Here is a 19,696-nt window from a genome sequence, read left to right on the forward strand (position 1 = left end):
TATCTACCTTATAATAATGACAACAAAACAACGAGGAGGTGTAAAGATTGGCAATACGTACCTTAATGCCACCTTCTGCAACATCTCATGCAAAGCCTAGTATTGGAGGCGATACTTTGCATGGGGTTCAATCTTTTTAAATTAAATCGCCCAACCTATCATTTCCGATATTTGGCTTTGCACCTTATTTCATTCTTAAAAAAGAATAAGGGGCTGGCAGAAATGAAATATGTAAAAGCAACGGCCGTTTTGCCGGAAAGGCTGCTCGTTGAAATACAAAAGTACGTACAAGGGGAAACCTTATATATACCCAAACCTGAAAAGACTCATCGCAAATGGGGAACGTGTTCGGGCTCAAGGGAGCTGATCGATGACCGAAATGCAGCCATAAGATCTGCATTCAAAGGCGGCCGTACCATCCTTCAATTGGCTGAAGAACATTTTCTCTCCGTGGAGACCATTAAGAAAATCGTTTATTCCAAATAAGAACACAAGCTAGCACTGATGATGATATCAGTGCTTTTTCATATGCATAGTATATTTCTTAGCCGTTTTCCCCCTTTTAATGCGATTGCGATTTCTGTAAAGTAAAAACAGGAGAGTGAAAACAATGGAACCTTTTATCAGAAGCGAGCAATATAACTTCATTAAATTACAAACACAGATTCTCATAAATGGCCACGCCACTGCAAACGACAGAGATGTGATCAATACCCTGAAAACTGTTTCCAAAGAACGTGTACTACAGTTGTTCAGCGACCTGAATGAAGATCAAAAACAGCTTTTGGACCCGGTTGACACGATTAAAGATCCCGCACAGGCCGAGAACTTTCTCTTGCAGATCAAGCCATATGTCATACCGTTTAAGGAAATAACCGAAAAAACGATAAAGAAGCTATTTCCAAAGGCAAAGAAATTAAAGGCACCATCGCTGGAAACCGTCGATTTAAGGGAAATATCATACTTGGGCTGGGATGATCACGGATCAGGAAGGAAATTCATTATCGCACCTCATCATGATACCTTCACTGGCCTGCACGGCACGATTAAACCGGCCAACAAAAAAGGGATCTGCGCCATCTGCAGCCGCTTTGAAGAAATAGGGATGTTCATGTCCGAAACAAAGGGAAAGGTTCAAGGAACATTCATAAAAAAAGGCAACTACATTTGTCTAGACAGCATGAAATGCAACCAAAACATCACCACTTTAGAAAAAATGACCGATCTCATCGAGAGGCTGAAATAAAATGAAAAAGCAATCCTTCAGCACCGAAGGATTGCTTGCTGTGCAAAAATTTGCGCCCCCAACAAAGTTCAAGACGCCATGACATTTTCAAAATTTACCGTTGCGATAATCATCAAAGGCCTGAATGATTTCTGCCTCCGTATTCATGACAAAAGGCCCTCTCGCCACCACAGGCTCCCCGATTGGTTCACCTGCATACAACATGACGCGCATCCTGCTGTGTGCTTCAATTTTCATCTCGCTCACCTCAGCATCCTGTGCCCCAGCCATCCAGAGAACCTGCCCTTGCCTTCCAGCGATTTGATTGGCGCCAAACTCGCCTTCTCCTTCCAATATATACAAAAAACCATTATATGATCCCGGAAGCTTAGGACTGACCACTGCGCCCTCCTCCATATTTATCTCCAACATCGTGATCGGCGCTACATTTTTCGTTTCAGCGGTTTTGTTTCCGTAAGATCCTGAAAATAATCGGATGTGAGCACCTTCGCCTTCGAAGGTCAACATATCTTTTTTCCGTAAGTCTTGATATCGCGAAGGCATCATTTTTGATTTTGCCGGTAGATTCACCCACAATTGCAGCAGGCTGACCATTTCCCCTTCTGCCGCATCCTCATTATGTTGGACACCTTGACCTGCCGTCATCCATTGAGCGTCCCCAGGATAAAGTACCCCCTCTCCATGTTTACTGTCATAATGATTAAGGTGGCCATCTATTAGGAAGGTGACCGTTTCAATTCCCCGATGAGGGTGAATGCCGAAAACACCGCTGCGCATATGATCGTGAGCCATAAGCAAAAAGGGATCATGCTCTTTCCAATCACCAGGCTCAACCACCCAAGCCATCGTGTGAATATCACTATTTTTTTGAAACCCTAGGGTCCGAACATTTTTTATATCACGGCTAAAAACACCTTTTTTGTCCATTTTGCATTCCTCCTTGAAATTACTATCCATGAGCTCATTATGTGCCTTTACCCGGCATAAATGAAGTAGGCACTTAATAGAGACATAGTTTCCTTGAAGAAACCTTTAACTCATGCATGCGTTTTGCAGTTTTTCGGTCAATCGAGTTAAAAAAGACATGAACAAGAAGCGCATAAAGTGCTCGAAAAACCGTATAATTGTAAAGTTGTCACAACGATGGATAAGATTGTAGGTAAGTGAAAAATCGCCATTTTACTCAATTTGCTTCATAATGGAACAATGAGATTCAATGAACTTCAAAAATGATGTCAGGTGTCACTAAAAAAGTGCTCACCTCACATTTTCGGGAAATGGAGGAAGAAGGGGTGACCTACCCGCAAGTCCCATTCTCCATGAACGAATACGGCAAAAAACTCCAAACCGAGGGGTGCTTCCCTTATTGCCCAAAAGCAGCAAATCGACATCAGAAAGAAGGAATGAATTTTGACACATAAAAAGAACCTTCATGTTCTATATCCTTATAACGATATGGAAAAGTATATCGAACAAGTTTTGAAGTATATCCAAGACGGTATCGCGGCTGGAGAGTACACCATCATTGTCGAAAATGACCGCCTATACCCCCTTATTCATAAAGAGCTGTGCAAACGATTGACGGACGATCAGCTCAAATTCATTCACTTTGTGAACAACTTCGATTTCTATTGTTCAAGCGGGAGTTATCATCCTCCTGCAATCGAACAATACTTTAATAAAATGGTCCAGCCTTATGTCGAAAACAAGATTTCTTTCCGATCATGGGCACATGTCGAGTGGGCCACCATCGATGAGCCCCTGGACATCATAGAAGAATTTGAGAGAATAGTGGACGAAGCCGTAAACCAGCTTCCATTTCCATTAATTTGCGCATACGCAGCACACAAAATGCCACCCTACCTCGAGAAAATCTTGCTCGAAACACATCCATATATTCTTATTGAAGATGATATCATCATCTCTGATCGATACACGCCTGCTCCAAGCATAAAATAGACAACACGCCTAGGAAAACTCCTAGGCGTATTTTTCTCTTGTTTCTCCTCGCATTCAGTGTGCTACTCGCCAATTCTGATTTCAGCCTGAAAATGGTGATTTTTCGCGCGAGTTTCTGCTATTTTTTCAGTTCCATTTTCGATTTCTCCTCGCATTTTGTGCGTTACTCGCCAGTTTGGGCACTTTACTCGCCAATTTGGCGCTTTTACTCGCCAATTTGAGCACTTTACTCGCCAATTCTGATTTCAGCCTGAAAATGGTGATTTTTCGCGCGAGTTTCTGCTATTTTTCAGCTCAATTTTCGATTTCTCCTCGCATTTTGTGCGTTACTCGCCAATTTGAGCGGTTTTACTCGCCAGTTTGGCGCTTTTACTCGCCTATTCTGATTTCAGCTTGAAAATGGTGATTTTTCGCGGGAGTTTCTGCTATTTTTTCAGCTCAATATTCGATTTCTCCTCGCATTTTGTGCGTTACTCGCCAATTTGGCGCTTTTACTCGCCAATTTGAGCACTTTACTCGCCTATTCTGATTTCAGCTTGAAAATGGTGATTTTTCGCGCGAGTTTCTGCTATTTTTTCAGTTCCATTTTCGATTTCTCCTCGCATTTAGCGCTTTTACTCGCCAGTTTCAGCACTTTACTCGCGAATTCCGAAAAAGCAAAAGAAGCACCATACGATTATGGCGCTTCCTTTTACTGTCAGGGCAGGACGGATGCGCCCATCAAGTAGCGGTCGACTTCACGTGCTGCTTCACGGCCTTCATTGATTGCCCAAACGATGAGGCTTTGGCCCCTTCTTGCGTCTCCGGCAGCGAAGACTCCTTCGACATTCGTTTTGTAGTCGCCGTAGACGGCGTCGATTTTTTGATTGACCGTTTCTACGCCGAATTGGTTCAGTAGTGGCTGTTCCGTTCCTTCGAATCCGATTGCGATGAAAACGAATTGTGCCGGCCATACTTTTTCCGTTCCCGGGATTTCCTTGAAGATGTAGATGCCATTTTCGTCTTTGATTTTTTCCATGGAGATTGTATGGAGTTCCTTAACGTTTCCATTTTCATCGGCTACGATTTTCGTTGTTTGGATTGAATATTGACGCGGATCTGCTCCAAATTTCGCTTCTGCTTCTTCATAAGCATATTCAAGCGAAAAGACATTTGGATATGCCGGCCACATATTATCGGTGGTACGATTTGCCGGCAAGATCGGATGCTTCCCGAACTGGACGACACTTCTGCATTCCTGGCGAAGGGCCGTTGCAACACAGTCAGCTCCAGTATCCCCTCCGCCGATGACGATAACATCCTTCCCCTTTGTATCCAAAAATTGACCGTCTTCTAAATTGGAGTCGAGCAAGCTTTTGGTCGACGTCGTCAAATAATCCATTGCGAGGTGGATGCCGGCTGCCCCGCGGCCTTCGATTTCCAGATCTCGTTGTTTTTGGGCACCTGTGCAGAGGATGACTGCATCGTATTGCTCCTGCAGTTCCTCGGCCGAAATGTCTTTTCCGATTTCTGTGTTCGTAACGAAATCGATGCCTTCCTGAGTCAATAATTTGATTCTGCGGGCTACGACATCCTTTTCCAGCTTCATGTTCGGGATGCCGTATGTCAAAAGGCCGCCTGCCCGGTCAGCACGTTCATAAACCGTGACGGAATGACCGGCTTGATTCAACTGATCGGCGCTTGCCAATCCTGCTGGGCCCGAACCGATGATGGCAATTTTCTTGCCGGTCCTGCTTTCAGGGATGCGAGGCGTGATCCAGCCATTTTCAAATCCTTTATCGATGATCGTCCGTTCAATGTTTTTGATTGAAACCGCAGGATCACTGATCGCCACCGTACAAGAACCTTCACAGGGGGCAGGGCATACGCGCCCGGTGAATTCAGGGAAATTATTCGTTTTCGTTAAACGGTCCAGCGCTTCTTTCCATCTGCCGCGGTATACCAAATCATTCCATTCAGGGATCAGATTATTGATCGGGCAGCCTGTCGTGACCCGGTTCAATTCCATGCCCATATGGCAAAATGGGGTAGCGCAGTCCATACACCGCGCTCCCTGTATGCTTAATTTTTCATCAGAGAAAGGAGTTGAATATTCTCTCCAATCGCTTAAACGAGTGAGAGGATTCCGGTCTTTTGGTTTTTCTCGCGGATAATCCATAAATCCTGTTGCTTTTCCCATCTTTCTCTCCCCTTTCTTACAGCATCACTGCTTGTTTTGTGTTTTTTTTATCTTGAACGGCATTGGCTTGAAAGGCGCTCATCGCCGCTTCCTCATCCGTTAAGCCTGCTTGCTTCTGCTCTTCGATGCTTCTCATCATCCGTTTGTAATCCTTTGGTATGACCTTCACGAATTTCTTGGAAAAATCATCCCAGTTCTCCAGTACATAAGAAGCTTTGGCACTTTTCGTATAATGAAGGTGACTGTGAATCATCTTTTTAACCTCGCTTGCATCTTCGTCAAGCGTCTCGAACTCTATCATTTCAGGGTTGCACAATGCCTTGAATTCTTCCGCATCATCAGCGAGGACGTACGCGATGCCGCCTGACATGCCCGCCGCAAAGTTTTTGCCGACATTGCCGAGAATCACCACGCGACCGCCAGTCATATACTCACAACCATGGTCCCCGATTCCTTCAACGACGACATTGACTCCACTGTTCCGTACCGCGAATCGTTCTCCGGCACGTCCATTAATGTATGCCTCGCCGCTTGTTGCACCGTATAAGGCGATATTCCCGGCAATGACATTGTCCCCGGCATCGATTCTATTGCCCGCTGGTGCCGAAACAACGATTTTACCGCCGGATAAACCTTTCCCGACATAATCATTGGCATCACCCGTCAAATACAGAGACATCCCGTTTGGAATGAAGGCACCGAAGCTCTGGCCCGCAGATCCGGTAAAACGTAGTGTGATCGTATCTTCAGGCAGGCCGATTTCTCCATAACGCTTGGATACTTCACTGCCGACAATCGTACCGACAACACGGTTCACGTTTGTAATCGGGAAGCAGACATCGACCGGAGCTTGATCATTCAATGCAGGCTGAATCATTGGTAAAATTTTTCGGATATCCAATGCTTCTTCAATTTTATGGTTTTGAGGGAGTTGATACGTACGGATTCCCTCCGGTTGGTAAAGCAGTGTCGTCAAGTCGAGGTGCTTCGCTTTCCAATGGTTTTGTGCCCGCTCGCTCACTTGCAAAACATCCGTGCGGCCGACCATCTCCTCCAGCGTTCTAAATCCTAGCTCCGCCATCGTTTCCCGCACTTCCTCAGCGATGAAGCGCATGAAATTCACGACGTGATCAGGATCGCCAGTGAACTTGCTGCGAAGCTCAGGGTTTTGGGTAGCTACCCCTACCGGGCATGTATCCAGATGACAGGCACGCATCATGACACACCCAAGGACTACAAGCGGGGCCGTAGCAAATCCGAACTCCTCCGCGCCGAGGATTGCCGCCATGACTACATCGCGCCCCGTCATCAGCTTTCCGTCCGTTTCAAGGACCACCCTGCTGCGCAGTCCATTCAGCATCAAGGTTTGGTGCGCTTCAGCAAGGCCCAGCTCCCAAGGAAGCCCAGTATGCTTTATGCTTGTTTTAGGCGATGCGCCCGTACCGCCATCATAGCCACTGATGACGATGACATCTGCGGCACCTTTCGCAACACCGGCTGCAATCGTCCCCACACCTGCTTTTGACACAAGCTTGACGCTGATCCTTGCATCACGATTCGCGTTTTTCAAATCGTGTATCAGCTGTGCCAAATCTTCAATCGAATAGATATCGTGATGCGGAGGCGGTGAAATCAAGCCTACACCAGGTGTGGAACCACGCACCTCTGCGACCCACGGATATACTTTGTTTCCGGGAAGCTGCCCGCCTTCTCCCGGCTTTGCTCCTTGTGCCATCTTGATTTGGAGCTCATCAGCATTGATGAGGTAATGACTTTTCACCCCAAAACGCCCTGAGGCAATTTGCTTGATCCCACTGCGGCGATTATCACCGTTTTGATCCAAATGGTAACGGCTTGGATGTTCCCCGCCTTCACCGCTATTGCTTTTTCCGCCGAGACGGTTCATCGCAATCGCTAATGTTTCATGTGCTTCCTGGCTCAAAGAACCGAATGACATTGCGCCCGTTTTAAAACGGGTGACAATCGATTCGACGGATTCGACTTCATCGATGGAAATGCTTTGGCGAGTTTGATCGAACGAGAATAAATTACGTAAAAACCCGAGTCTTTCTTCATTCGCCAAGTTTGAATATTGTTTAAATAATTGATAATCGCCTTTGCGGCAGGCCCATTGCAAGGTATGGATCGTTTTGGGATTGAAGGCATGATGTTCGCCCGTTTTTCTCCATTGAAAATCGCTTCCGCTTTCAAGCGACTGGTCATAGGACCCAGCAGCGGCTTTTCTATGGCGTATCAACGCTTCATTCGCGATCGTTTCCAAATCGATCCCGCTAAGCTGCGAGGCAGTACCGCTGAAATAACGTTCGATGACATCCGCGCCGATTCCGACCGCTTCGAAGATTTGTGCGCCGCGATAGCTTTGGATCGTGGAAATCCCCATCTTCGACATCACTTTTACGATGCCCTCCGTCACCGAGCGTACATATTTCCTTACCGTTTCTTCGTAGCTGACGGCCAAACTTCCTTCCAATACAGCCTGTTTATACGTTTCATAGGCAAGATACGGGTGAATCGCATCCACTCCATACCCGATCAGTGATGCAAAATGATGGACCTCCCTTGCTTCCCCCGATTCAACGATGATGCTCACCTTCGTCCGATTCCCATGGCGGATAAGCTCCTGATGAAGGGCACTCGCAGCCAAAAGGGAAGGAATGGCAGCATTTTTTTCGGTCAAACCGTGATCGGATAAGATCAATACGCTGATGCCTTCGGAAATAGCCTGCTCCGCTTCACGGCAGATGCGGTCGAGCTCGCTCTCCAAATCTTCTGAAAATAAAGTCTGGATCACCCTGCTTCTGAATTCCGGAAACGTATTCTCTTTTATTTGCTGCACCTGACCTGGCGTCAATACAGGTGTATCCAATTGAATGCGGCGGCTGTTCGTTTTATCCGGTTTCAGCAAATCCCCTTCCGCACCAAGGAATGTCATCGTGGACGTGACGATTTGTTCACGCAGCGAATCGATTGGCGGATTGGTCACCTGGGCGAAGGATTGCTTGAAATAGTTGAATAGTGATTGGGGGCGATCCGATAAGACAGCCAACGGAATATCATTCCCCATGCTTCCAAGTGGATCCTTCCCCTCGTTGATGACTGGCAATAAATATTTTTGAACATCTTCATATGTGTATCCGAACGCTTTTTGCCTGAAGAGCAAGTCAACGATCGGTTCCCCTTGTGGCGGTTCTTCGTCGCTTAATTGAACAAGCTGTTCGTCCAGCCATTGCTGATAAGGATTTTCCTGAGCCATTTCCGTCTTGATTTCTTCATCGGAGACGATGCGGCCTTCCTCTAAATCTATCAACAGCATTCTTCCTGGGCTTAAACGATCTTTATATAGTACATTTTCAGGCTCTACATCGATAACGCCGACCTCAGAGGAAAAAATGATATAATCATCTTTTGTCACATAATACCGTGCCGGCCTAAGACCATTACGATCCAGGATGGCCCCGATTTGCTTGCCGTTCGTAAAGGAAATGGCGGTCGGTCCATCCCAAGGCTCCATTAGCATGCTATGATATTCGTAAAATGCCTTCTTTTCTTTCGTCATATGCGGATTCTCCGTCCACGGCTCAGGAATGAGCATCATGGCCGCATGAGCCGGTTTACGTCCGGCCAGCACGAAGAATTCAAGTGCATTATCAAGTATCGAGGAATCACTTCCGTCTATATCCAAAATTGGCAGCACCTTTTTCAGGTCCTCTCCGAATGCTTCCGACACAAACTGCTGTTCACGCGCCTTCATCCAATTCACATTACCTCTAAGCGTATTGATTTCGCCATTATGAATCAGATAACGGTTCGGATGCGCCCTCTCCCAACTCGGAAAGGTATTCGTACTGAAGCGGGAATGTACTAAAGCAAAAGCCGAAACAAAATCTTCCTGTTGAAGGTCAAGATAAAAGGCATCCACCTGCTCCGGAGTCAACAATCCTTTGTAAACGATCGTCGCACTTGAAAGACTGGCAAAATAAAAACGGTTTCCACGTTCACGGGCCCATTTTTCCGCTTGCTTCCTTATAATGAACAATTTACGCTCAAACGCTAAATCATCGGATATCGTTTCACTGGCCCCGATGAAAACTTGGCGGATCGTCGGACATGTCTCCTTGCCGACCTCCCCGATTTTCCCTGCATCCACAGGAACCGTTCTCCAGCCTAATAGCGTTTGGCCCTCTTGCTCGATAAATGCATTCAAGCGAGCTTCGATTTCATTCCGTTCATCATCATCGTTTGAGAAAAAGAGCATACCTACACCATAGCGCCCTTTTGCTGGCAAATTCATTTCCGGGCATGCCAGCCTAAAATAGTTATCAGGGATTTGCACCATCAGTCCTGCGCCATCTCCCGTCAGGGGATCACTGCCTTGTCCGCCGCGATGATCCAATTGGCACAGCATCTTCAGTCCTTGTTTGACGATGTCATGTGTAGCAAGCCCTTTTAAATGAGCGTATAAACCGATCCCACATGCATCATGTTCAAATTCAGGATGGTAGAGCCCTTGTGCTTTTGGTATTTGATTGTATGTCATAATAATCGCCCCCATCGTATTCTTACACCGTTATGTCACTTACATTTTATTCTAGGTTTTCAAATCGATATAAACAATATATAATTCTTGTATAAACTATCTCATTTTGAGATGAATGGTCGGAGGATGAATAAATGGAACTACGTCAATTACGTTATTTTGTTGAAGTGGCCGAAAGAGAACATGTCTCTGAGGCCGCAGAGCACCTGCATATCGCCCAATCAGCCATCAGCCGGCAAATCTCCAGACTGGAGGATGAGCTGGGCGTTCATTTATTTGAAAAAATCGGCCGAAATATTCAGTTAACCCCAATTGGTAAAATATTTCTGATTCATGCAAAAACGGCAATAGCCGCGATTGAATACGCCAAAGATCAAATCGAAGAATTTTTGGACCCTGAACACGGAACCATTAAGATCGGGTTCCCATCCAGCCTCTCGACCCATTTGCTGCCTACCGTCATTTCGGCCTTTAAGGATGAGCAGCCCAATATCGCGTTCCATTTAAGGCAGGGCTCTTATTCCTCATTAAAGGAAGCAGTCAAAAACCGTGAAATCGGCTTAGCCTTTCTTGGCCCAATCCCGACGAACGATCCCGATATCGAAGGTCATATCTTATTCACCGAAAATATTTCCGCATTACTGCCAATCACACACCCACTCGCTGAACGGAAAACCCTGCGTCTGAGTGATTTAAGAAATGATCCATTCGTCTTATACCCAAAAGGATACATCCTTCATAGCATCGCGATCGAAGCATGCAAGGCCGCTGGTTTCACACCGAACATTGCCTCGGAAGGTGAAGACATGGATTCGATTAAAGGACTTGTTTCAGCCGGGATTGGGGTCAGCTTGCTGCCTGACAGCACCTTTTATGAAGTCATCCCACGACTGACCGTCAAGATTCCCATCGATACACCCGAGGTCAAACGGACTGTCGGCATCATCACGCCCAAAAACCGGGAATTGGCCCCTTCCGAAAAGGTTTTTTACCAATTTGCCAAGAAATTCTTCTCTGTTCTCGAGCAATATCAATGATCACGTCCATTAGCAATATTGCCCCCCTAAGCCGGGATGGCGCTAAATCGGGATGAGCTACGTTTATACGGGATAACTCGCCAATTTTTCCCCACGTAATTGGCGCCGTTTTTCTCGATTTCCTTGCGTTACTCGCCAATTCAGCACTTTTACTCGCCAATTCGGCACTTTTACTCGCCAATTCAGCACTTTTACTCGCCAATTTCGTGCTTTTACTCGCGAGTTTCAAGCTTTGCATCATATTTGAGGCGCATTCTCCTGCAGTGGAATGGAGCGTCCATCAGAAAAACCATAGGTCGCTGCCTTCTAATCCTATTGATAATGTTATAATATATAAGAATTGGATTTAATTAGGATGATAGTCTTCGGAGGTGAACAACATTAAGAAAATCCTTTTATCGCTCGCCTTATGCCTAGTCTCCTTAACTCTCGTTGCATGCAAGGAGGACCAGCCAAAAGCGGACAATGCTCTTTCCGTCCCTAAGCTGACAGCAAGGGAGCAGGCCATACTCGCCAATACGAGTGAAAACGCCATGCTTATCGATTTCAATGTGGATGATACATACAAGGAATTGTCTGTCTGGGTCGAAAAATATGAAGCTGGTAACCTTGTCGAAGCTGAAAAAGGCCGTATGAAGGCAGAGATCAAAAAGAATGGGACAATCATTTTTACGACATCAAAAACGGATGACGATCAGAAGCTTTCTATGTTCAATGTCACCATTCAAAATGACGGCGGCACGACTACAGCCACTTACCCTGAAAAAATGGACAAGAAGGATCCCAGCGTATCGGGCAGTCCAGATAAAATCGATTTAAAAAAGACTAACAAGCCCGTATTGTGGAGCATTTGTTATTCGAGCAGTCAAGAAGGCATACGTTCTCTTTCCGCTGATTTTTATCATGATATGGATAGTCATATCGACGAATTAAAGTCATATGATGTCGTCTACCTGCTGAGAAGTGAGTTTACAAAATAAGCTATCAATGATAGTCCAGACCATAAACTGAAAACTACAGCATATTGGAGGATATCCTAAAAAGCAGCCATCGCACGAATGGCTGCTTTTCCTCAATAATGGCACCAACTGGAAGGGTTTAAAAATCCTTCACTTCTAAATTGATACCCTCCACTTGATCTTCATAGATAAAGAATGAAAGTAAAATATCCTGATCACGATCAACGTATTCAATTAATTTGTCCGTTTGATCACTCGAACGTTCTCTATAATTTTTTCCATAAATACGGATTAAATCTGTTACAGATGTACCTATTGATACATTTCGAGAAGTTTTGGAGCTAGAATCAAAAGCTTCGATTCTATGTATCGTTCTATTTTTTGTCTTATCAACAGTGATGCGTTTATTGATATTTTCATCAATATTGTAGATTTCATAGCCTGGGTGGCTAACATCCTTAGAGATTGAAAAAGAATGACCCTTTCGATACTTCTCCAAACTGTCCAATAAATATATATGATTAATATTTTCATTGGATAAATCTGTCGTTTTCGTTTGATATTCATAAATTGTACATCCTATAAAAATCATGATCGCTACCACTAATATGATTATCGTAAATTTTAATTTCAAGTCTTAAAACCCCTCAGCATTATCATTTTTTACCTTTAATCAATCTACCCATTATACGTGCTCATCCGTACAATTTCGACGGGTCTTTATTTTTAAAATTAATCTGGCATGATGAAGATGTATAGTTGATGCTTTAAGATGGAAGCGGGCCAATTGGCGGAGTAAGTGTTCGTTTTAATGAAGTAGCGGCCATCACTTTTGCAGGTACATTAAATAGATGAAGAAATCATTTTATTTTGCTTCTGAAAAAATAAAGGAGATACTACTATTGTTGTAGTATCCCCTTTTAAAGTTCAAATTCAGCCCAGCCCTCATTACTTATTTATTTCACGCCATTCGTTTTCTAAAATACCCATTTCAATCAAGTTCCAGTATTCATCACCATTTTTACGAGCATCCCTTAAAAATCCTTCTCTAACAAATCCAGCGTTTTCATAACAACGAATTGCAGAAGCATTAAAATCAAATACACCTAAGGTTACCTTGTGTAGTTTCAGTTCTTCAAAAGCAATTGTCAGAACAGCTTTCATCATTTCAGAACCAATCCCTTTGCCTCTTACTTCCGATGAGCCGACTAACACCTTCCCTACTCTCGCTGATTTATGCACACGGTCTACTCTCCCTAAAGAAATGTGTCCAATCACTTTTTGCGATTCCTGGTCTATTACTTTGTAAATATATGTATCAGAATCTTCTTTGTTCGCTTCTTCAAGGTATTTTTCAAGTTGTTCTGACGTTAACGGGTATTGGAATGCAGGACCGCCCCATTGCAATGTAAATTCAGCTGAAGGTATCCAGTTTATTAATTGTTCTATATTAGAACGCTCAAAATATTGTAGTTCAATCATCATTCTTCCTCCTTTATTTTTATATTTCGCCCTTTAGTTGAATGAAAATCCTTACCTTTATTGTACATGTATTGGAAATAGTCAGCACTCTATTTAAAATCGTATCGACCTTCACACTTAAAGAGCTTATGAATCGTGAACAACTGAAACGCATTAAGGGACCCAATTAGGGTCCCTTATATTATGATTGGCTTTCGATCATTCCTGCTCTTTCACCTCCAATATCAAATCACCTTCATTGGATATAAATTCATCTTTTCCTGTCTTATCGATATAGACGTTATAGCCCTTTTTCAGGTTAAGCACGATTGGCTTTTTCACTTTTTCACCGATTTCCCATTGAATCGTCTGCAAGCTTTCGGTTTGCGTTTCATCTTTTATATCGACAAACACTCGGACCGTATCGGTTGTCCTTGATAGTACATAATTCCCCGCTGGAATTTCTGTACCGACCACATAATATCCAGGATCTTTCATGATGAGTTTTTGATTTTTTTTCACGACTTTTTTAAATTCAGATGGCTTGAATTCAAATTCGCCTTTAATTGAAAATTTTTCATTCATATATGAGGGATCTGCATGCAGTACAGCATTTTTGTGCATTTTTTCACCGGCAAATACCGCTTCATTATCAAGGGCTTTCACATCATAATAACCCTGATCAATATCCTTCCCGACAACGATGTTTTGTGATTCCAACACCATATAGGAAGCTGCATTATTTTCTGTATTTCTTTTAGCGGCACTCATCTCTGATGGAACAAAGAATACTTTATAAATAAGATAGCCACCTATTAATAATAGTAAAGTTAATGCGGCTATGGTTTTATTTAGAGTCAAGGACGATTCCTCCATTATCCATCTTAATATATATATCGGCCAATGCTTCCAGGTCTTGTTTATGATGGCTTGTCAACAGAATGACATCAAGCGGGTTATCGTATCGGATATTCAAGAGATTATATACCGAACCGCTTTGAATATAAATGTCATTCCCAACCTCGGTAAACAAGTTATCCTTTTCAATCAGGGTGTTGTTCATGGTCAAAGGCACGGTTGTGTAGTCATTATTAACGTTCCCGTTATTATGAGACCCGCGTATGCCAATACCAGCTTGGATGAAGCTATCTTCTGATTTTTCTATATGATGAATGTTGTTTCTTTGAATTTTTGTGAATTTGTTGGAGCTAAGAAACACAATCCCGTTGTTGAAACTGTTTTCAATCGTGTTGTCCTCAAGGGTCGCATTTTTTGTCACATGAATGCTAATGCCCCCGCGGGTCTCGACAACGGCTTTGACATTGCTTACATAATTGTCCTTGATCACGACCGTTTCCAGGAATCCCATTTCCCTTTTTGTCAGATCCATAAATTGTGCTCCGGTAACGGCGATGCCTCGTTCTGTAATCGTGTCAGTCTTTTCTATATCATAAACAGCATAATCATCTTGGATGTCCACTCTTTGGCTGTTAATCCGATTCCCTGAAATCATAATGTCTCGAGGCGGATAAGCAGACACTTTCCCCGCATCATACTCCATTCCTCCAACTACTATCGGAAAACGTGTATTTAAAATGACATTGTTCGTGAAGGATACGTTATGTCCCGAGTGGGTGTCGATTCCCTCCCATGTCGGATTGTTGGCAACCACGTTCTGATCGACCACAATGTTGGCGCTTGGCGGGAACTTGGCTTGTGCATCGGTATCCGTAGTATTGATTTTCCGGTGGCTAAAGGCAATGCCGTAGCTTTGTTGGGAACTTCCCACAGTTTCTCCCGGCCAAAGATCACTCACGGTCGTATGTTTTACTGTCACATTATTAGCTGAAGAGCCGCCGATGCCCGCATAGCCAATATCCGTAATGTTCATGCTTTTTTTATGAACGGTATCGGATCCTTTGATGGTCACCCCATCCACATGCTCTAAATAGATGCCATTCCCTTCATAGCCGGTAATTTGAACATCTTCAATCGTGATATGTTTCAGTCTTTTCGCGTCACCTTCTTTATCATTTGTCGGGTACGTACTGACTAGATCATCCGTTGATTTCGTTTGATCGATAGCGGTAACCTGGATGCCTCTATGACGCGAAACATGATACTTCCTTGGTTCCCCTGTTACCATATCTTCGGTTTTTCGTTTTCCATCCAGAATGACATTTTTAATTCCTGCATAACTTTCCATTATTTTTATGGTAACAGGGTCACTTTTTGATTCGGTACAGATTGTCGTGACCGGCTTTCCATTCTTCATGGTTCCTTCCAATGTAACTCCAGATCTCATCAAAATAAAGGCACTCGCCGTGAAATTACCTTCTGATAAGAGAACGGTCCCTCGTTTTCCAGTTGCTCCATCCTTCGAAAATTTTGAAACGCTAAGAATGGCACTATTCATTGTAGATCTAACAGATGACGTTGTAGAGTCAGGTGCTAATGTTGTCGTTTCAATAAGGGTATTGTTGTTGTCAAGTAGTTGAATTGTCGTTCCTGTTGTTGGTTCACAAACCGGATTGGCTGCCGATGTCATGGATGGGAGCGAAAAGAAAACGGCCGTAAACAGAATGAATAATACGATACTTCCCCACATTTTCATCTACACACACCTAATTTCCATATTTTTCTATTACATAACGATGAAGACTTGCCCATAAGGCAAGTGAAATATATTTTCCTCGTTCATATTAGCTCGTGAATATGTTGATTTTTAATTAAATAGGAAACACACCAATGTCATTCCCTATAAAAATCGTTGTCGTTTCATGTTCGTTCTCCTCTCTACTTTTTTAAATCAAATTTAATATTACAAGATAGGAGGGTACGTGAAGTCCCAATATTAAAACAGGAAATACCATATTTGAAATACTGCATGGAAAATGCTTCATCACTCTTTTTCCAATCCATTCTCAACGCACACTTTTTTCCACAATAAAAAGGCCGTTTAACTGTTATGTTAAACGGCCTTTTCGTTTTGCTATTTGGATTTTTTCACGGTTGCTTTTGTTGCTTTTCCTGTATTGCCCGCTTTGTCTTTTGCTGAGACATATAAGGTGGATCCTGCTTTTTGCTTGCTGATTTTGACGGAGTAGTTCCCCTTCTTATCAGCGGTTGCCGTGCCGATGTTTTTATTGTTGTGCTTCACCGTAACGGTTGATCCCGCTTCGGCTTTGCCGGTTACTTTTGTTGCTTTGTCGTTCACTTCATTCACTTTTGGTGCGGATGGTGCGGTTTTATCTTTAACCGTTGCTTTTGTTGCTTTTCCTATATTGCCCGCTTTGTCTTTTGCTGAGACATATAAGGCGGATCCTGCTTTTTGCTTGCTGATTTTAATGGAATAGTTCCCTTTAGTATCAGCGGTTGCCGTGCCGATGTTTTTATTGTTGTACTTCACCGTAACGGTTGAGCTCGCTTCCGCCTTACCGGTTACTTTGGTGGCACTGTCGCTTACTTCATTTACCTTAGGTGCATCCGGGGCTGTTTTATCTAGAACCGTCACGGTAGTTGCCTTGCTTTCCCGTTTTGCTAGATCAGTTGCTGTGACGGACAGCTTGGAGCCAGCCTTTTGTTTACTGATTTTCACGTTGAAATTCCCTTTGCTGTCCGTGTTTGCTGAACCGATCACTTTTTTCGCACTGTTTTTGACCGTGACTTTCACCTCGGCTTGCGATTGCCCCGCAACATACACGTCCTTGTCACTGACAGACTTAACGGTTGGGTTTTTAGGGGTTGCACCCTTGTTCACGAATACTTTAATTGAAGATACTGCTAGTTTGGCAGAATCGGAGATATGCACAGTCAGCATCTGCTCCGCCTTTTGGGCTGGAATCTTGATTGTGAACGTTCCATTAGCTGCCGCCGTTGCTTTACCTAACGATTTATTTCCGCTTTTCACTTCTATTGCCGAACCTTTTTTAGCCGTTCCAGTCAAGGTTGTTTTGTTATCGAATACAGGATTGACTTTCGCTTGTAGATCCACTGCACTTAGTGCACTGTACGCATTCAATCTTCCATATCCTGATACTAAATCTTTGCCTACAGGCAGTTCTTCTTGAGGTATGATGATTTCTCCATCCTCAGGTTCATAGCCCTCATAAGGGTCTACATTATCTTCTTCTTCAAATTTCACATATTCAGATGTATCATGAAGGATTTTCCTTACATCATTGATTTTCAACCCAGGGTTTGCGGATAGTAACAGAGCTGTAGCTGCCGCAACATGGGGTGCTGCCATGGATGTACCATCCATGTACGTAACATTTCCATTAGGCACAAGGCTCGGAATGGCTGTCCCAGGGGCGACCATGTCCAATTGGAAGCCATAATTGGAATAATCCGATACTAAATCCAGGGCATTGGTTGCACCGACGGAAATCGCATATTTGGATGATGCCGGATAAGATAGAGCTTCCATCCCATCATTCCCGCTCGCCACGATAACCATTACATTCTTCGCCGCTGCATCCTTCAAGGCATATTCGATCGTCCTGCTGTACTCTCCGCCCAGGCTAAGGTTTATTACCTTGGCACCCTTATCGACGGCATATTTAATGCCTAGTGCAATTTTCTCGTTATCGCCATAGCCTGAAGAATCAAGGACCTTAACAGGCATGATTTTCGCTAATGGATTGATTCCTTGCATCGAATATCCATTATCCGCTTTGGCAGCGATGATTCCGGATACATGTGTTCCATGGCCATTGTCATCGATGGCATTACCTTTTTTATCGATGAAATTCTTGCCTAAGTCCATGCGGACACGATCTTGCAAATCAGCCAGTGAATCATCGACACCCGTGTCGACGACCGCGACTAATGTTTCCTTCAGATTACGTTTTTTAATCAAGGCTTGCAGTTTTTCGTTATCGATGTCTGCGCCCTTGATCCCTTCGTCTCCACCGGCATTATTCAATGACCATTGATATGGTGACTGAATATCGGCTGAAAGAGCTTTATATGTTTTGACCGGCTCGATATATTCCACTTCTGAATATTTTCCGATGGCCGATAGAGCTGACGTGCTCATCTTGGCTTGGTTCGTTAACTCGACAACATACATATCATCATACATGGGCTCTTGCTTCTGAGATGTCGACAATTTTCCAAATCCATTTCCGTTAACCTTGGCTTGGAAGGAGCTTAATGACTTACCAGGTTTAAGTTTGACGATGTATTTGTTTTTTGTATTTTTTGAAGCAGGAAGCTCGATTCCGGCTTTGCTGGCGATATCGACTACCTTCTCACCTGCAAGCTTATCCAGATTGATTTTGCTTGCAAAGCCGTTCATATCCTTCTTCAATAATGCTGGAGCGACTTCTTCCGACTTGGTGAATAATGCTTTGATTGCGACTTGCTGTTGGTTGCTAATGACTGCGGTGCTGCTTGCACCATTTTCATTAAGATCATCAATCAGCGGTTTAATGACGACTAAATGATCATAAACGGCTTCCCTGGCTTTTTTATTGCTAGCCAGATGGTAAGCAAGGAATGGGGAGGCCTTATAGTATAAAGAGGACAGGCTGCGCCCCTCAGACGACTTCGTGAGAACTTCATCCCTGAATACACGGAGTGATTTCAACAAGGCTTCACCCGTTTTCTTGTCGTTCGCGCTCACTTCGACCGGACATTCTTCAAGTCCCATCCCTTCATCACCAGCGGATGGCGGCAATGTCACCGAATGGGCATTGATGGAGTATTCAGCTTCGTTTTTGGCATCTGGGATGGGCTTTCCTTCATCATCCGTTTCGCCAAAATATTCAACTTTTACATAATACGTTCCTTCCCAAGCATAGGGGAAATCAATGACGGCATTTTCATCAGGATTGGAAGAATACCAATAATCGCTCTCATCCTTTTCGGCTTTTTCCTTATTTTGATAGACGGATACATTCAAGATTTTATCCGATTTGACCTCGAACTCGACATGGGAGAATTTCTGGATTTCTTCTGCTGTCGGATCGATTTGGTACCATTGAACATCAGGTTTATCGAACTTCCCGTCCAATGTGTCGCCATTTTTGATCGTTTTCACATTTTCAATGGATGCAGATGCAGCCTGTGAATTTTGCGGGATCATCAAACTGAAAATCAAGGCAAAAATAAGTACAAACGCTGTCAATCTGCTAACTTGGTTAAGTTTCACGCTTTTACCTCCAGTATTTGGTTAAAAAAATATAGTACTATACCAAATTATCACACTATAAGATTTTATCAACCAATTTTTTCCCTTTTCTTTGGAAAATGCCGAAATAAGTGAACATCTCAATGAAAAATGATTCCCAT

General features: G+C 43.7%; 14 protein-coding genes. 5 read left to right on the plus strand and 9 right to left on the minus strand.

Annotation, left to right across the window (positions count from 1 at the left end; all coding sequences use genetic code 11):
* Positions 1 to 222 precede the first annotated feature (222 nt).
* Together ABE28_RS20545 and ABE28_RS20550 are read left to right on the plus strand one after the other, a co-directional pair.
* Complete coding sequence (locus tag ABE28_RS20545; RefSeq protein WP_064462794.1) at positions 223 to 486, plus strand: CD3324 family protein; 264 nt, start codon at positions 223 to 225, stop codon at positions 484 to 486.
* A gap of 124 nt (positions 487 to 610) precedes the next feature.
* Positions 611 to 1,246 (plus strand): FusB/FusC family EF-G-binding protein, encoded by a 636-nt coding sequence (locus ABE28_RS20550; protein ID WP_064462674.1) that lies wholly within the window; start codon positions 611 to 613, stop codon positions 1,244 to 1,246.
* A gap of 87 nt (positions 1,247 to 1,333) precedes the next feature.
* Here ABE28_RS20550 and ABE28_RS20555 read toward each other — a convergent pair whose 3' ends face one another.
* On the minus strand, positions 1,334 to 2,173 hold the full coding sequence (locus tag ABE28_RS20555; protein ID WP_064462673.1) for a pirin family protein: 840 nt from the start codon (positions 2,171 to 2,173) through the stop codon (positions 1,334 to 1,336).
* 483 nt (positions 2,174 to 2,656) lie between these two features.
* Here ABE28_RS20555 and ABE28_RS20565 point away from each other — a divergent pair, with 483 nt between their 5' ends.
* On the plus strand, positions 2,657 to 3,205 hold the full coding sequence (locus ABE28_RS20565; RefSeq protein WP_257390646.1) for an MEDS domain-containing protein: 549 nt from the start codon (positions 2,657 to 2,659) through the stop codon (positions 3,203 to 3,205).
* 697 nt (positions 3,206 to 3,902) lie between these two features.
* Here the strand turns inward: ABE28_RS20565 and gltD are convergent.
* The gene (gene gltD / locus ABE28_RS20570; RefSeq protein ID WP_064462671.1) at positions 3,903 to 5,384 is read right to left on the minus strand and encodes a glutamate synthase small subunit; all 1,482 of its coding nucleotides are present in this window, start codon (positions 5,382 to 5,384) and stop codon (positions 3,903 to 3,905) included.
* A gap of 16 nt (positions 5,385 to 5,400) precedes the next feature.
* Positions 5,401 to 9,942: a glutamate synthase large subunit gene (gene gltB, locus ABE28_RS20575; RefSeq protein WP_064462670.1), complete on the minus strand. Its 4,542-nt coding sequence runs from the start codon at positions 9,940 to 9,942 to the stop codon at positions 5,401 to 5,403.
* Between the two features lie 134 nt (positions 9,943 to 10,076).
* On the opposite strand from gltB, the gene ABE28_RS20580 reads away from it, so the two are divergent.
* Positions 10,077 to 10,979, plus strand: a complete 903-nt coding sequence (locus ABE28_RS20580) for a glutamate biosynthesis transcriptional regulator GltC (protein WP_064462669.1) — start codon at positions 10,077 to 10,079, stop codon at positions 10,977 to 10,979.
* Here ABE28_RS20580 and ABE28_RS26150 read toward each other — a convergent pair.
* The gene (locus ABE28_RS26150; RefSeq protein WP_156775859.1) at positions 10,888 to 11,220 is read right to left on the minus strand and encodes a hypothetical protein; all 333 of its coding nucleotides are present in this window, start codon (positions 11,218 to 11,220) and stop codon (positions 10,888 to 10,890) included. The two genes, ABE28_RS20580 and ABE28_RS26150, sit on opposite strands and share 92 nt — an antisense overlap.
* A gap of 130 nt (positions 11,221 to 11,350) precedes the next feature.
* Between ABE28_RS26150 and ABE28_RS20585 the strand changes: the two genes are divergently transcribed.
* Positions 11,351 to 11,959, plus strand: a complete 609-nt coding sequence (locus ABE28_RS20585; RefSeq protein ID WP_064462668.1) for a hypothetical protein — start codon at positions 11,351 to 11,353, stop codon at positions 11,957 to 11,959.
* Positions 11,960 to 12,077: 118 nt separating this feature from the next.
* Here the strand turns inward: ABE28_RS20585 and ABE28_RS20590 are convergent, their stop codons facing one another.
* The 5 genes from ABE28_RS20590 to ABE28_RS20610 form a co-directional block, all read right to left on the minus strand.
* The gene (locus ABE28_RS20590; RefSeq protein ID WP_064462667.1) at positions 12,078 to 12,572 is read right to left on the minus strand and encodes a hypothetical protein; all 495 of its coding nucleotides are present in this window, start codon (positions 12,570 to 12,572) and stop codon (positions 12,078 to 12,080) included.
* A gap of 314 nt (positions 12,573 to 12,886) precedes the next feature.
* Positions 12,887 to 13,420 carry a GNAT family N-acetyltransferase gene (locus ABE28_RS20595; protein ID WP_064462666.1) on the minus strand — a complete coding sequence of 178 codons (534 nt, stop codon included), beginning with the start codon at positions 13,418 to 13,420 and terminating at the stop codon, positions 12,887 to 12,889.
* Between the two features lie 198 nt (positions 13,421 to 13,618).
* Positions 13,619 to 14,260, minus strand: coding sequence for a hypothetical protein (locus tag ABE28_RS20600; RefSeq protein ID WP_064462665.1), 642 nt, complete (start codon positions 14,258 to 14,260; stop codon positions 13,619 to 13,621).
* Positions 14,247 to 16,013 carry a right-handed parallel beta-helix repeat-containing protein gene (locus ABE28_RS20605; protein ID WP_064462664.1) on the minus strand — a complete coding sequence of 589 codons (1,767 nt, stop codon included), beginning with the start codon at positions 16,011 to 16,013 and terminating at the stop codon, positions 14,247 to 14,249. The genes ABE28_RS20600 and ABE28_RS20605 overlap by 14 nt, the downstream gene beginning before the upstream one ends.
* Positions 16,014 to 16,391: 378 nt before the next feature.
* Positions 16,392 to 19,556, minus strand: coding sequence for an Ig-like domain-containing protein (locus tag ABE28_RS20610; RefSeq protein WP_064462663.1), 3,165 nt, complete (start codon positions 19,554 to 19,556; stop codon positions 16,392 to 16,394).
* Positions 19,557 to 19,696: the final 140 nt, after the last annotated feature.

The sequence above is a fragment of the Peribacillus muralis genome (assembly GCF_001645685.2).
Taxonomy (GTDB): domain Bacteria; phylum Bacillota; class Bacilli; order Bacillales; family DSM-1321; genus Peribacillus; species Peribacillus muralis_A.

What these genes read in the sequence shown, in the direction of transcription:
- ABE28_RS20545 (WP_064462794.1), top strand. Translation starts at nt 223, where the DNA reads ATGAAATATGTAAAAGCAACGGCCGTTTTGCCGGAAAGGCTGCTCGTT.
- ABE28_RS20550 (WP_064462674.1), top strand. Translation starts at nt 611, where the DNA reads ATGGAACCTTTTATCAGAAGCGAGCAATATAACTTCATTAAATTACAA.
- ABE28_RS20555 (WP_064462673.1), bottom strand. Translation starts at nt 2,173, where the DNA reads ATGGACAAAAAAGGTGTTTTTAGCCGTGATATAAAAAATGTTCGGACC.
- gltD (WP_064462671.1), bottom strand. Translation starts at nt 5,384, where the DNA reads ATGGGAAAAGCAACAGGATTTATGGATTATCCGCGAGAAAAACCAAAA.
- gltB (WP_064462670.1), bottom strand. Translation starts at nt 9,942, where the DNA reads ATGACATACAATCAAATACCAAAAGCACAAGGGCTCTACCATCCTGAA.
- ABE28_RS20580 (WP_064462669.1), top strand. Translation starts at nt 10,077, where the DNA reads ATGGAACTACGTCAATTACGTTATTTTGTTGAAGTGGCCGAAAGAGAA.
- ABE28_RS26150 (WP_156775859.1), bottom strand. Translation starts at nt 11,220, where the DNA reads ATGATGCAAAGCTTGAAACTCGCGAGTAAAAGCACGAAATTGGCGAGT.
- ABE28_RS20595 (WP_064462666.1), bottom strand. Translation starts at nt 13,420, where the DNA reads ATGATTGAACTACAATATTTTGAGCGTTCTAATATAGAACAATTAATA.
- ABE28_RS20605 (WP_064462664.1), bottom strand. Translation starts at nt 16,013, where the DNA reads ATGAAAATGTGGGGAAGTATCGTATTATTCATTCTGTTTACGGCCGTT.